The sequence below is a fragment of the Pseudarthrobacter naphthalenicus genome (genome assembly GCF_029076445.1).
Lineage (GTDB): Bacteria > Actinomycetota > Actinomycetes > Actinomycetales > Micrococcaceae > Arthrobacter > Arthrobacter naphthalenicus.
This window is the reverse complement of record NZ_JARESG010000002.1, coordinates 48,054-60,949: the sequence shown is the minus strand read 5'-3', so window position 1 is coordinate 60,949 and position 12,896 is coordinate 48,054. Positions and strand designations below refer to the sequence as shown.

The 12,896-nt window shown below is 68.0% G+C and carries 12 protein-coding genes; 10 read left to right on the top strand and 2 right to left on the bottom strand.

Annotation, left to right across the window (positions count from 1 at the left end; translation table 11 throughout):
* The first annotated feature begins 11 nt into the window (after nucleotides 1-11).
* From PY310_RS02385 to PY310_RS02375, 3 genes are all read left to right on the top strand, one after another.
* Nucleotides 12-977 (top strand): DMT family transporter, encoded by a 966-nt coding sequence (locus tag PY310_RS02385; RefSeq protein ID WP_275212544.1) that lies wholly within the window; start codon nucleotides 12-14, stop codon nucleotides 975-977.
* A gap of 184 nt (nucleotides 978-1,161) precedes the next feature.
* Entirely contained in the window at nucleotides 1,162-2,547 is a 1,386-nt protein-coding gene (locus PY310_RS02380) for a glycine--tRNA ligase (protein WP_275212543.1), read from the top strand.
* Between the two features lie 2 nt (nucleotides 2,548-2,549).
* Nucleotides 2,550-3,572 (top strand): GNAT family N-acetyltransferase, encoded by a 1,023-nt coding sequence (locus tag PY310_RS02375; protein ID WP_275212542.1) that lies wholly within the window; start codon nucleotides 2,550-2,552, stop codon nucleotides 3,570-3,572.
* Between the two features lie 98 nt (nucleotides 3,573-3,670).
* On the opposite strand, the gene PY310_RS02370 is transcribed toward PY310_RS02375, so the two are convergent.
* Together PY310_RS02370 and PY310_RS02365 are read right to left on the bottom strand one after the other, a co-directional pair.
* A complete protein-coding gene (locus PY310_RS02370) occupies nucleotides 3,671-4,486 on the bottom strand; it encodes a DUF1295 domain-containing protein (RefSeq protein WP_275212541.1) in 816 nt (271 codons plus the stop codon).
* Nucleotides 4,483-5,235 carry an alpha/beta hydrolase gene (locus tag PY310_RS02365; protein ID WP_275212540.1) on the bottom strand — a complete coding sequence of 251 codons (753 nt, stop codon included), beginning with the start codon at nucleotides 5,233-5,235 and terminating at the stop codon, nucleotides 4,483-4,485. The genes PY310_RS02370 and PY310_RS02365 overlap by 4 nt, the downstream gene beginning before the upstream one ends.
* Before the next feature lie 81 nt (nucleotides 5,236-5,316).
* Between PY310_RS02365 and PY310_RS02360 the strand changes: the two genes are divergently transcribed.
* From PY310_RS02360 to PY310_RS02330, 7 genes are all read left to right on the top strand, one after another.
* On the top strand, nucleotides 5,317-6,798 hold the full coding sequence (locus PY310_RS02360) for a YibE/F family protein (RefSeq protein ID WP_275212539.1): 1,482 nt from the start codon (nucleotides 5,317-5,319) through the stop codon (nucleotides 6,796-6,798).
* Nucleotides 6,799-6,895: 97 nt separating this feature from the next.
* Nucleotides 6,896-8,074 carry a tRNA dihydrouridine synthase DusB gene (gene dusB / locus PY310_RS02355; RefSeq protein WP_275212538.1) on the top strand — a complete coding sequence of 393 codons (1,179 nt, stop codon included), beginning with the start codon at nucleotides 6,896-6,898 and terminating at the stop codon, nucleotides 8,072-8,074.
* On the top strand, nucleotides 8,058-9,356 hold the full coding sequence (locus PY310_RS02350; RefSeq protein WP_275212537.1) for a deoxyguanosinetriphosphate triphosphohydrolase: 1,299 nt from the start codon (nucleotides 8,058-8,060) through the stop codon (nucleotides 9,354-9,356). The genes dusB and PY310_RS02350 overlap by 17 nt, the downstream gene beginning before the upstream one ends.
* Before the next feature lie 336 nt (nucleotides 9,357-9,692).
* The gene (locus PY310_RS02345; RefSeq protein WP_275212536.1) at nucleotides 9,693-10,805 is read left to right on the top strand and encodes an FAD:protein FMN transferase; all 1,113 of its coding nucleotides are present in this window, start codon (nucleotides 9,693-9,695) and stop codon (nucleotides 10,803-10,805) included.
* Entirely contained in the window at nucleotides 10,798-11,355 is a 558-nt protein-coding gene (locus tag PY310_RS02340) for a ferric reductase-like transmembrane domain-containing protein (RefSeq protein WP_275212535.1), read from the top strand. The genes PY310_RS02345 and PY310_RS02340 overlap by 8 nt, the downstream gene beginning before the upstream one ends.
* On the top strand, nucleotides 11,352-12,608 hold the full coding sequence (locus PY310_RS02335) for an NADH-ubiquinone oxidoreductase-F iron-sulfur binding region domain-containing protein (protein WP_275212534.1): 1,257 nt from the start codon (nucleotides 11,352-11,354) through the stop codon (nucleotides 12,606-12,608). Before PY310_RS02340 ends, PY310_RS02335 begins: the two co-directional genes overlap by 4 nt.
* The gene (locus PY310_RS02330) at nucleotides 12,605-12,874 is read left to right on the top strand and encodes a ferredoxin (RefSeq protein ID WP_275212533.1); all 270 of its coding nucleotides are present in this window, start codon (nucleotides 12,605-12,607) and stop codon (nucleotides 12,872-12,874) included. Before PY310_RS02335 ends, PY310_RS02330 begins: the two co-directional genes overlap by 4 nt.
* The last annotated feature ends 22 nt before the right edge of the window (nucleotides 12,875-12,896 follow it).

Here is a 12,896-nt window from a genome sequence, read left to right as displayed (position 1 = left end):
AGGTGAATTCAATGACCCACCCCCCACGGCTGCCGCTGCTCGTTGGCCTTCCCCTGGCAGTCGCTGCCGGGCTGGCCATTCCCGTCCAGGGCCGCATCAACGGCGCCCTCGGCGTCCGCTTGGGTGACGGCATCGCCGCGGCCGTGGTGAGCTTCAGCACCGGCCTGATCCTGATCGCCATCATCGCGCTGCTGCTGCCCAGGGGCCGGGCCGGCCTGGCACGGATTATCCCGGCCCTCAGGGAGCGCAGCTTTCCGCGGTACTACGTCCTCGCCGGCGGCGTGGGCGCGTTCTTCGTCTTTGCCCAGTCCACAACCGTTGGCCTGCTCGGGGTGGCCCTGTTCACCGTGGCCACCGTCACCGGACAGACCCTCAGCGGCCTGCTCGTGGACCGGCTCGGGATCGGCCCCGGCGGCAAGCGCGGCATCACCGGCGTGCGCATCATCGGAAGTGTGCTCACCATCATTGCCGTGGCCTGGGCCGTGTCCCCGCGCTTTGGCAACGCCGCCGACGTCGGGCTGCTCCTGCTGCCGCTCATGCTGCCACTGGCGGCGGGATTCCTGATGAGTTTCCAGCAGGCCATGAACGGGACCGCAACCCTGCACTACGGCACGCCGATCGCGGCAACCCTGGTCAACTTCATCGCCGGGGGCCTGCTCCTCTGGATTGTGTGGGGCATCAAAGTCGCCGTGGCGGGCGCCGGGAATCCGCTGCCCGGAGAGTGGTGGTACTACCTTGGCGGGCCCATGGGCTGTATCTTCATCGGGCTGGCTGCCGTGCTGGTCCGCGGGCTGGGCGTTTTGGTGACCGGGCTGGGCATGATCGCGGGGCAGCTGGTGGGTTCGCTGATCCTTGACGTTGTGGTCCCCGCCCCGGGCTCCGTGGTGGCGCTGCCCACCATCCTGGGGACCATCCTGACGCTGGCCGCAATCCTGGTGGCCACCCTGCCCTGGCCCCGCGGTGCATTCCGCCGCTGACGCGCCACCGCGCCACCGCGCCGCAGCGGCCGGTAGGCTAGGACACGCAGTCCTCTGCACCTTGCTTCCAGCACCCGCTTCCTTCGCCCGCCCCGGCCCGCACCCCGCGGGACTTGCACTTCCGTGCATCGGGGCCAGATAACGCGGACCGCACCCAGCGGCCCTGTAGAATTGGAGTTCCACCATGGCACCAAAGTCCGTCCTCGACCAGGTCATTTCCCTCTCCAAACGGAGGGGCTTCGTGTTCCAGGCCGGTGAGATCTACGGCGGTTCGCGTTCGGCCTGGGATTACGGGCCCCTGGGTGCCGAGCTGAAGGAAAACATCAAGCGCCAGTGGTGGCAGTCCATGGTCCGCGGCCGCGAAGACGTGGTGGGCCTGGACTCCTCGGTCATCCTGCCCCGCCAGGTCTGGGAAGCATCCGGCCACGTGGACGTCTTCTCCGATCCGCTGGTGGAGTGCCTTTCCTGCCACAAGCGCTACCGCGCCGACCACCTCGAGGAAGAATACGAGGAAAAGAAGGGCCGCCCTGCCGAGAACGGCCTGAAGGACATTGCCTGCGCCAACTGCGGCACCCGGGGCCAATGGACGGAACCGCAGGAATTCTCCGGCCTTCTGAAGACCTACCTCGGCCCCGTGGCGAGCGAAGAGGGGCTGCACTATCTGCGTCCTGAAACGGCGCAGGGCATTTTTGTGAACTTCAGCAACGTGCTCACCACCTCCCGGAAGAAGCCCCCTTTCGGCATCGGCCAGATCGGCAAGTCCTTCCGGAACGAGATCACCCCGGGCAACTTCATCTTCCGCACCCGCGAGTTCGAACAGATGGAAATGGAATTCTTCGTTGAGCCCGGCACGGACGAAGAGTGGCACCAGTACTGGATGAAGGAGCGCATGTCCTGGTACACCGGGCTGGGCATCCGTGAGGAGAACCTGCGCTTCTTCGAACACCCCCTGGAGAAGCTCAGCCACTACTCCAAGGGCACCACGGACATCGAATACCGCTTCGGGTTCCAGGGCTCCGAGTGGGGCGAGCTGGAAGGCATCGCCAACCGGACGGACTTTGACCTCTCCACGCACTCCAAGGCATCCGGCCAGGACCTGAGCTACTTCAACCAGGCCACCAACGAGCGCTACACCCCTTACGTCATCGAGCCGGCCGCGGGCCTGACCCGGTCCTTCATGGCCTTCCTCGTGGACGCCTACACCGAAGACGAGGCACCCAACGCCAAGGGCGGCGTCGATGTCCGCACCGTCCTGAAGCTTGACCCGCGGCTCGCCCCGGTCAAGGCCGCAGTGCTGCCGCTGAGCCGCAACGAAGACCTGTCCCCGAAGGCCAAGGACCTGGGCGCGCAGCTGCGCAAGAACTGGAACATCGACTTCGACGACGCCGGCGCGATCGGCCGCCGCTACCGCCGCCAGGACGAGATCGGCACGCCGTTCTGCATCACTGTGGACTTCGACACCCTCGAGGACCAGGCCGTGACCATCCGTGAGCGGGACACCATGAGCCAGGAACGCGTGTCCCTGGACAAGGTGGAAGGCTACCTGGCCGCCCGCCTGATCGGGGCCTGATTATGGCGATCGAATACCGGGAATGGCGCGAGGGCGACGACCTGGCGCTGCTGGAGATCTGGGGAGGGCCGGAGACCGAACAGGCGCGCCAGTTCCGCGGCGCCCTCACCGTGTCCTCCACCGGGACGGACGGTACCCCGTGGCGCCGCTGCATTGTGGCTGAGGACGTTATCGACGGCGTCGGGATCCCCGTGGGGGCAGGCGTGGTCTACGAGGCATCCCTGCACCCCGAACGGCTGTGGGCCTATATCGAAGTGGCGCGGGACCACCGCCGCACGGGCATCGGTGCCACCTTGCTGACCATGCTGCGCCGGGAAGTTGAGCAGGCGCCGTCGAGCGTCTTCAAGCTGCGCGGCAAGGTACAGCCCGGAAGCCCCGGGGCCGCATTCGCCGAGGAATTCGGGCTGAGGCCCATCCAGCGCTCACGGCTGGTGGTGGTGGAGCCCGGCGCGCTCAAGCTGCCGGTCTTCCCGGCTAAGAACGGCGGCGGAAGCCTGGCGAACGACGAAAACGCCGGCTCCGACGTCGTAATGGACCTCGCCACCGGTTCGGTGGAGCTCACGGACGTGGTGGGCCGCTACTACACCTCCATCCACGGCTGGGATTCGCCGGGCACGCTGTCGGTGGGGCAGGTGCAGAAGCTCTTCCTGGACGACCTCACCGGCGCCCACGGTGCCATTGTGCTGCGGGCGGAGCCGGAGTCCGCTTTCGGCGCCGGTGTTGTTCCCGGCAAAAAGGGCCGCATCCGCGCCTTCGCCGTGAGCTACGCCGAGCCGGTCCAGGACCCCGCCGCCCCGGCCGGGGAAACCCAGCCGACGGACGTTTTTGTGGGCCACGACCCCCGGCTCGACGCCGACGACGCGGCCGCCGCGGTGCGCGACCTCCTGGCGCTCCTCGCGTATCAGCACCCGGTGATGCTGGAACTGGACGATTCGATGACGGCGCTGCGCGCCGCCGTCGAACCCTTGCTGGAAACCGGAAAAGCGCACCAGCGCGGTGCCGACACGCTGGTCGTCTCAGACTAAGCGTTCCCCGAAAGTAAGTAGCGCCAAGTGTCGTTTTGAACCGTCAAAACGACACTTGGCGCTACTCAGTTATGGGCCTGGCCGCGGGCGGGATCTGCTCAGGAACCGCCGGTCCTGCGCCGCCTGGGCGGCAACGGCAGGAATCCGGACGTCGTCTCCACATACTCCTGGTAGCCGGGCCGGGAGGACATGGCCTTTTCTGCGAGGGGCTTGCCGGTCTTGGCCGTGAGGGTCCAGATCATCAGGGCGGGGGACAGGATGGTAAGGATGCCGGGCCAGGAATCTGCGGCGATGAGGAAAAGGCCCGTCCAGACGGCGGCGTCGCCGAAGTAGTTCGGGTGCCGGGTGTAGCGCCACAAACCGGTGTTGAGCACGGTTCCGCGCCGTACCGGATCCTTCTTGAACCGGGCCAGCTGCCAGTCTCCCACGGCCTCAAACGCGAAACCCGTGAGCCACAGCAGGACACCAAGGACCGCCACCCACCCGAGCGGGCCGGTGGCAAACATCCCCACCTGGAGCGTCAGGGACACAAAGAACATCACTATGCCCTGCGGCAGGTAGACCCGGCGCAGCGCGTAGGCATTCCGTGACCCCGGCGCTGTCTTCAGCAGTTCCCGGTACCGGGGGTCCTCATGCCCGTCCCGGGCCCGCCACCCGATATGGATTCCCAGCCGCAACCCCCACACTGCCGTCAGCAGCACAAGCAGCAGACGCCGGGTATCGTCACCATGCCCGGCTGACAGGAACCAGGAGACCACCGCCACGGCCACAAAACCGGGCCCCCATGCCACGTCCATCACCGAGTGCCTGTGCTGCCGGACCGCGATGGCGAAGGTCACTGCCAGCACGGCAACCACCGCCAGCGCCGTCCAGGGCAGCGAGGCGGCGAAGTCCGGCCAGGGAAAAGGGCTCACAGGCTGACCTGGGTGGCGGAGGCCGGCAGGATACGGTCCAGCGAACCGGACCCCGGATAGGTGAAGCCGATGCGCTCGGCGAATGACTTCATCACAAATCCTGTGGCCAGGGTGTGCCACAGGCGGACGCGCCGGATCATGAAGTGGCCGGCGCCGTTGAGCGAAACGTACTGCATGGAAGCCGCTTTATCCCCGGCACGGCGGGCAAATTTCAGGGACTGCGCCGGGCTGGTCATCCGGTCTCCCGTCCCGTGGACAATCAGGACTTTGCGGCCGGCCACCCGGTCGGCGGGCGTTTCCGGACCGAGCCACGGAGCCAAGGCCACTACGGCTTCGACCTGTGGGTGATCAGCGGCGCAGACGGCGGTGAGGCCGCCCATCGAGTGGCCCACCAGGTACACGGGAACACCGGGGTGCCGTTCGCTGATCAGCCGGAGGGCCCAGCGGGCATCGTGAAGCGCCGACATGGCCTGGCCGTTCCAGCCCCGCACGCTGTTCCGCAGCGACCAGACAGCCAGCCCGTGGTTCTTTCCCGCACGGTGCAGGTGCTTCGCAAAGGGCAGCATCCGCAGGGGGCTCAGCTGCCGCGCTTCCACGGGCTCAAAGCTGTGTGCTTTGCCGCCGTGGAGCACCAACGCCACGCCCCTGGTGGGTCCGGCAGCTTCCAGCACCGTAAGGGACGCCTGCTGCGCGCCCCGGGTTGCCGCCGGCGGGTGGCCTGCGTTGCCTTTGATGCTGCGGTCCGTCATGCGTTGATCCCTCCCGCTTTGTGCCAATTATCAACCTTAAGGTGCCGGACGTAGAGTTCAAGGTATGAGGATTAGCTGCTGATGGGATCCGGTCACTCCCACGCTTCAACAGGTCATTCGGAGCCAACTGCAGATGCGATTGCTGCCCGCCGGAAGGCGAACCGCATCCTGGCCGCGGTCCTGGTGCCACTGACGTTACTGACCCTGGCGGGCATGGCCATGCTGTGGCCGTCAGGGTCCAAGGAAGGCATCTCGCTCGCCAGCCCGTACTCTGCGGCACCGGGAGTGACCTTCGATACCGGCAAGATCCAAAGTGTGGTGGAAGAGAGCTGCATGCAGGGTTCCGCAGCCTCCGGCCCGGCTTCGGATACCACCGGCCAGCCCGCTCCGCAGGGTTCCGAGTGCATGTTCGCGTCCACCCAGCCCGACCAGGGCGGCAGCCCGGTCAAGGTGGTGATCAACCCGGAAGTGGCAAAGTCCCACGGGGTGAAGCCCGGGGACCAGATCAGGTACCTGAACCTATCCAACGCCCAGGGTGCCGCGGCCTCCCAGGGCTCTCCGGCCTACATTTTTGTCGACTTCGTCCGGACACTGCCCATCGTGGTATTGGCACTCCTTTACGCCCTGGTGGTGATCGTTGTGGCGCGCTGGCGCGGGCTGCGGGCACTCCTGGGACTGGTGGGCGCCTACTTTGTCCTGGCAGGGTTCATGCTGCCGGGCCTGGTGGAGGGGAAATCCCCGATCCTGCTGGCCCTTGTGGGGTCCACGGTGATCATGATCGGAGTCCTCTATTTTGCCCACGGCTTCTCCGCCCGGACCTCCACCGCGCTGCTGGGCACGATGTTCGGGCTGGGCATCACCGCGATGCTGGCTGCCTGGGCCACCGACGCCGCCAACCTCGCCGGAGTGGGCAGCCACGATGCCACTACCCTGATCAACACCTCGGCCAATATCTCCATCTCCGGTGTGATCCTGTGCGGACTGATCATTTCGGGCCTGGGCGTTTTGAATGACGTGACCATCACGCAATCGTCCGCCGTCTGGGAACTCTATGAATTGGCGCCGGGCACCGGCGCGCGGAAACTGTTCACCTCGGCCATGCGGATCGGCCGCGATCATATCGCGTCCACGGTGTACACCATCGCGTTCGCCTATGCCGGCGCAGCCCTTCCCATCCTCATCATTGTGATGCTTTACAACCGGCCGCTGGGGGATACGCTGACCAGCGCGGAGCTTTCCGAGGAAGTCATCCGCACGCTCGTCGGGTCCATCGGGCTGGTGCTCGCCATCCCGGTGACCACCCTGATTGCGGTGCTGGTGGTCAAGGCAACGGGCATCCGGCCCGTCGCCCAGGCTGCGGCCCGATCCGGCGAAACGCTGGAACGGCGGGCGCCGGAAATCAACCCGGACGACGTCGAAGATACGGGTGCGCTGGCAGCGGCAGCTGAGGCTCGCCGGTCCCGGCGGGCAACGCTGGAAGGTGCGGAAGCGGGCACGCGGGAAGATCCGGACCCGGCCGCGGTGCCGGAAACCCGCCGGGGCCGCCGGGCGGACCGCGGTTGAGCGGCCGGAACGGTACGCCGGGCGGTCCCGGGGACCGCGGCTGAGCCGGCCCCGGGCCGATTCCCGCCGATTTGCCCGCCTTTGCGACAATGGACAGGTGACTGTTACCGCAACCCCTCCCGCCCCCAAGCTGGAACTCCCGCCCCTGAAGCTGGGCAGCATCACGGTGGACACCCCCGTGATCCTGGCTCCCATGGCGGGCATCACCAACTCCGCCTTCCGCCGTCTGTGCCGTGAATACGGCGGCGGCCTGTACGTGGCGGAGATGGTCACCTCCCGCGCCCTCGTGGAACGCACACCCGAATCGCTGCGGATCATCTCGCACGACGATGACGAAAAAGTCCGCTCCGTCCAGCTCTACGGAGTGGACCCCGTGACGGTGGGCGCCGCTGTCCGGATGCTGGTGGACGAGGACCGGGCCGACCACATCGACCTGAACTTCGGCTGCCCCGTTCCCAAAGTGACCCGGCGCGGCGGCGGTTCGGCGCTGCCCTGGAAGATCGATCTGTTCACCGCAATCGTCCAGACCGCGGTCAAAGAGGCGGCCAAGGGCGGCATCCCGCTCACCATCAAGATGCGCAAGGGCATCGACGATGACCACCTGACGTACCTCGACGCGGGCCGGATTGCCCGTGATGCCGGAGTGGCCGCCGTCGCACTTCACGGCAGGACAGCTGCGCAGTTCTACTCCGGCCAGGCCGACTGGTCTGCAATCGCGCGGCTCCGCGAGGCCCTGCCCGATATTCCGGTCCTGGGCAACGGTGACATCTGGTCCGCCGAGGACGCGGTCCGCATGGTCCGGGAAACCGGAGTGGACGGTGTGGTGGTGGGCCGCGGCTGCCAGGGACGGCCCTGGCTGTTCGGCGACCTGATGGCCGCCTTCGAAGGCAGCGATGTCCGCCACAAGCCTGACCTCCGCAAAGTGGCCGAGAGCGTTTACCGGCACGCCGAGCTGATGGTGGAAACCTTCGGCGATGAGGGCAAAGCGCTGCGTGAAATCCGCAAGCACATCGCCTGGTACTTCAAGGGCTACGTGGTGGGCAGCGAACTCCGCACCAAGCTGGCGCTCGTGACCAGCCTGGAGGTCCTCCGGGAGACCCTTAATCAGCTGGACCTGGATTCGCCGTACCCGGGCGTGGACGCCGAAGGCCCCCGCGGCCGGGCCGGCTCGCCCAAGAAGCCGGCGCTCCCCAAGGATTGGCTGGAATCCCGCGCCTTGAATGACGCGCAGTCCCAGGACATTTCCGCCGCCGAGCTGGATGTCTCCGGTGGCTGAAACCCGCACCACGGCACCTGTCCTGCCTGGCTATGAGTCCCAGGACTCCGCCCGCTGGGTGGAGGAGCCACCCAAAAGCACCTACCGGTCCGACTTTGAGCGTGACCGTGCCCGCGTGCTGCACTCCTCGGCGCTCCGCAGACTGGGCGCCAAAACCCAGGTGGTGGCCCCCGACACCGACGACTTCGTCCGCACCCGCCTGACCCACAGCCTGGAAGTGGCCCAGGTGGGCCGCGAACTCGGCCGCGCCCTGGGCTGCGATCCGGACGTGGTGGACACGGCCTGCCTGAGCCACGACCTGGGGCATCCGCCGTTCGGCCACAATGGCGAGTCAGCCCTCAACGAGGTGGCACACGCGATCGGCGGTTTCGAAGGGAACGCCCAGACCCTGCGCCTGCTCACACGCCTCGAGCCCAAGGTGCTGGCCACGGACGGGCGGCCCGCCGGACTGAACCTGACGCGCGCCAGCCTGGACGCGGCGTCGAAATACCCCTGGTCGGCGCTTGAAGCCCCGGTGATACACGGGCAGCGCACCAGCAAGTTCGGCGCATACGAGGATGACCTCCCTATCTTCAACTGGATCCGCGAGGGTGCCCCCGAACGGCGGACCTGCCTGGAAGCCCAGGTCATGGACCTGGCCGACGACATCTCCTACTCGGTGCACGACGTTGAGGACGCCATTGTGGCCGGCCACTTCCAGCTGCGCTGGATGGACAACCCGGACCACCGCGCCCGGGTGGTGGGCTACGCCAGGCAGTGGTACCTCCCGCACAACGATCCAGCCGCCATCGACGCTGCCCTCGGCCGGCTCGAAGCCACCGACGTGTGGGTCCGGGAAGCCGACGGCAGCCGCAAATCCATGGCCGCCCTGAAGAACATGACCAGCCAGCTGATCGGCCGGTTCTGCCAGCGCGCCCTGGAAACCACGCGCGCCCTCTACGGCCCGGAAAACCTCACACGGTACAACGCCGAGCTGGTGGTCCCGGACGAGACCGTGATGGAGATCGCGGTGATGAAGGGGCTGGCCACCACCTTTGTGATGACCACCGAACACCGCCAGCCCATCTACGAACGCCAGCGCGAAGTCCTGCACGCCCTGGTGACCGCCCTCAATTCCACCGGGGACCGCCACCTGGAGCCGATGTTCGCTGCCGACTGGCGGGACGCGGCGGACGACGCCGCCCGTCTCAGGGTTGTCATTGACCAGGTGGCGTCGCTCACGGACGGTTCGGCGCTGGCCATGTACGAGCGCCTTGTGGGAAGCCTGCCGTCCCTCTGGTAAGCAGGATCTACAGCCAGTCCTAAGCAAATACACAGGAACCGCGAGGAGGATGGAAGCAACGGCGGATTCACTAAGCCGTTTGTAGGAGACGGGAGAAAGTCATGAGCACCCGTAACAGGGGCAAGCGACTGGCCGGCGGGATCACCGCGGCCGTGGCCGTGGGCAGTCTCGCAACGGCCGGTGTCGCCGCAGCAGCCATTTATTCCTCCACACCGTCAGTCGTGGCCAGGTCCGGGTCCGCCCCCGCCCCAACGCCCGGGGTTCCGACCGCGCCGGGCAACTCCTCCCCGTCGGGCCCGCGTTCCTCATCCGGCGGCTACTCCGGCAGCCAGGACGATGACGGCAGCCAAAGCAACAGTCTCCGACGCCCCCGGGGTTTCAGTGGAACCAGCCCGGTCCAACCTGGCAACGGCGGTGTCACTCACGGGCAATCGTCCGGGTCCTGACGTGACGGCCCGGTCCAGGTGGTCGGTATGGGGTCTGGATGCTTGGCTGACCGTAACCGGCGAAGGCATGCTGGCGGAGGCGGAAGCCATTGTCCGTGCCGTAGTGGAGGACGTGGACAAGGCCTGCAGCCGGTTCCGACGTGATTCCGAGCTGATGACGCTTGGTCCCGATGCGGCCGGCGGCGTGAAAATCACCGCAACGTTCCGGTACCTGATGGAACAGGCGCTCGCGGCAGCCCACCTGACAGCGGGCGACGTCGACCCGACCCTCGGTGCCGACCTGGACGCCCTCGGGTACCGGCAGGGGATCGCGAGCGTGCCCGTGCCCAGCGGGAACCCCCTTCCCGCTGCTAGGCCACCGGAACGTAGCTCCGAAAGCCCCCCGGCCCTGCCGCGGGTTCCCGGCTGGACACGCGTCCGCCTGCACGGCAGCATCCTGAGCGTCCCGGCGGATCTGCGCCTGGACCTCGGCGCCACCGCCAAGGCCGCAGCGGCGGACCTGGCCGCCGCACAGGTGCACGCCGCCCTGGGCTGCGGGGTCCTGGTCAGCCTGGGCGGAGACCTGGCGACTGCCGGCCCCGGTCCGCACGTCGCTGGAGATCGGGGACACGCTGGGCACCCGGGGCCGTGGCAGATCCTCGTCCAGGACCTGCCGACGGACCCGGCCGAACACATCGCCCTCGAACCCGGGTTCGCACTCGCCACCTCCAGCACGCAGAAGAGACGCTGGAAGCACGCCGGAACCGACGTTCATCACATCCTTGACCCCCGCTTCGGACTTCCCGCCAAACCCGTGTGGCGCTCAGTCACGGTGGCGGCCCCCACCTGCCTGAAGGCCAACGCGTACAGCACGGCAGCCATCGTCCGCGGGACGGCGGCCCTTGACTGGTTCAGATCTGCCGGCATTCCCGGCCGCTTCGTGGACCAGCAGGGACGGACCCTGATCACCGGCGGCTGGCCGGCCGGGCCTGTCAGTGTAGAGGCGGGTGCGTCCCGTGGATGAAGCCATGTGGGCCTTCGGCCGTGCCAGCGGATTTATTGCGCTGGCCCTGTTCACCGTGTCCGTCCTCCTGGGCATCCTCAACCGGTCAGGCCGGCCCCTGCTGGTGATGCCGCGGTTCTCCATCAGCCTGCTCCACCGGAACATCGCACTGCTGTCCGCGGTGTTCCTCGGACTGCACGTCGGGTCGCTGCTGCTGGACTCCTATGCAAAGCTGCGCCCGGTGGATGTCCTGGTTCCGTTCCTGGGCTCGTTCCGGCCGTTCTGGCAGGGCCTCGGGACGGTGGCGCTGGACCTGGCGGCCGCCGTGATCGTTACCGCCCTGCTGCGCCGCCGGATTGGTCAACGCGCCTTCAAAGCGGTCCATTGGCTGAGCTACGGCGTCTGGCCGGTGGCGCTGGCCCACGCCATCGGAAACGGAACCGATGTGGGCAGCCCGTGGTTCTTCTTCATCGCGGCAGCCTCAGCACTCGCCGTCGGGGGAGCCCTGGTGTGGCGCCTTTCCGCAACGTTCCTTGAAACCTCCAGGGCCCGTGAAGGAAACCTCCGGTGAACGCGCACCCGGACGTTGTGGCCCAGCCGGTCCCGCCGGCAGCCGTGCAGCTGTCACGTCTCCTGGCCGCCGCCCCGGACCCGTCGCTGAACCGGCACCTGGAGACGTTCGGATCCCTGGACTTCGGCGCTGATACCGAGGGGTTTCTGCAGGAGCTGGAGGCCTCGAAACTCACCGGCCGCGGCGGGGCCGCCTTCGAAACCTGGCGGAAAGCCATGGCCGCAGCCCGGTCCGGGAGGAAGGGACTGTTCCCTGCCCGGCCGGTGGTCATTGCCAACGGCGCTGAGGGAGAACCGCTCAGCTTCAAGGACCGGACGCTGCTCGCCTACGCGCCCCACTTGGTGATTGACGGCCTGCTTGCCCTGACCCGGGCCCTGGGCGGCACGCAGATGTACCTCTACGTGCCGGCCGGCAGCATCCCCGGCGTGCGCCACGCCATCGCGGAGCATCCGGGTGCCGCCCGGATTGAGACCGTGGCAGCGCCGGCCACCTTTATTGCCGGCGAGGCCAGCGCCGTCGTCAACAGGATCGCCACCGGCTCTGCGTTGCCGGTGGACCAGCGGCGCCGGCTCAGTGAGGCCGGGCTTAACGGGCGTCCCACCCTGGTCATCAATGTTGAAACCCTGGCGCAGGTGGCCCTGATCGGCAGATACGGCGCCCGGTGGTTCCGGGAGGCGGGCACCTCCTCAGATCCGGGCACCCGGCTCGTGTCAGTGTCCGGTCCGCCCCCCGTGCAGGACGTTGTCCTGGAAGTGCCGGGCGGTGCCAGCCTCGTCGATGTCCTCGCCGCGGCGGGCATGGAACCGGCGTCCGTGTCCGCGGTGCTGGTGGGCGGGTACCACGGCCGGTGGATCAGGCCGGGCCCCTATCAGCTGTCGCCCGGAGGCCCGGCAGGACAGACGGTCAGGCCCGGCGCCGGGGTGGTCCACGCCCTGGGCCTGGGCACCTGCGGGGTGCAGGTGACGGCTCGGATCCTCGCCTACCTTGCCGGTGAGTCCGCCCGGCAGTGCGGGCCCTGCATGTTCGGGCTGCCGGCCATGGCCTCGGTCCTGAACCGGATCGCCGCCGGCGAGCGGAATCCCAGGCTTCCCGGCGAACTGGACCGGCTGGCCAAGCTGGTTGCCGGCAGAGGCGCGTGCCGGCACCCGGACGGCACCGCGGGACTTGTGGCCAGCGCGCTGGAGGTTTTTGACGAGGACGTCCGGGCGCACCTGGGCGGCCGTTGCCTCGCCGCCGGCGGGAGGCCGGCATGAGCGCTTCCCTGCACATTGACTGGACCAGATGCGACGGGCGCGGGCTCTGCACCGAACTGCTCGCCGGCGTGCTGGACAGGGACGACTGGGGGTACCCCGTGGCACGCGGCAGGGTGGGCCCGGACCGCACGGACGTTCCCCTGGCTGACGCCGACCTCGAGGCGGCGCGCGACGCCGTCGCCCTCTGTCCCGTCCTGGCCCTGACCCTGCAGCAGGACACCGGGCGCGAGGGTGCGTCCGGACCCCGGCAGCGCGGGCGCCGATAGTCGCGCCATGGTCCCCGATTTG

What these genes read in the sequence shown, in the direction of transcription:
- PY310_RS02385 (WP_275212544.1), top strand. Translation starts at nt 12, where the DNA reads ATGACCCACCCCCCACGGCTGCCGCTGCTCGTTGGCCTTCCCCTGGCA.
- PY310_RS02380 (WP_275212543.1), top strand. Translation starts at nt 1,162, where the DNA reads ATGGCACCAAAGTCCGTCCTCGACCAGGTCATTTCCCTCTCCAAACGG.
- PY310_RS02375 (WP_275212542.1), top strand. Translation starts at nt 2,550, where the DNA reads ATGGCGATCGAATACCGGGAATGGCGCGAGGGCGACGACCTGGCGCTG.
- PY310_RS02365 (WP_275212540.1), bottom strand. Translation starts at nt 5,235, where the DNA reads ATGACGGACCGCAGCATCAAAGGCAACGCAGGCCACCCGCCGGCGGCA.
- PY310_RS02360 (WP_275212539.1), top strand. Translation starts at nt 5,317, where the DNA reads ATGGGATCCGGTCACTCCCACGCTTCAACAGGTCATTCGGAGCCAACT.
- PY310_RS02350 (WP_275212537.1), top strand. Translation starts at nt 8,058, where the DNA reads ATGTCTCCGGTGGCTGAAACCCGCACCACGGCACCTGTCCTGCCTGGC.
- PY310_RS02345 (WP_275212536.1), top strand. Translation starts at nt 9,693, where the DNA reads ATGACGGCAGCCAAAGCAACAGTCTCCGACGCCCCCGGGGTTTCAGTG.
- PY310_RS02330 (WP_275212533.1), top strand. Translation starts at nt 12,605, where the DNA reads ATGAGCGCTTCCCTGCACATTGACTGGACCAGATGCGACGGGCGCGGG.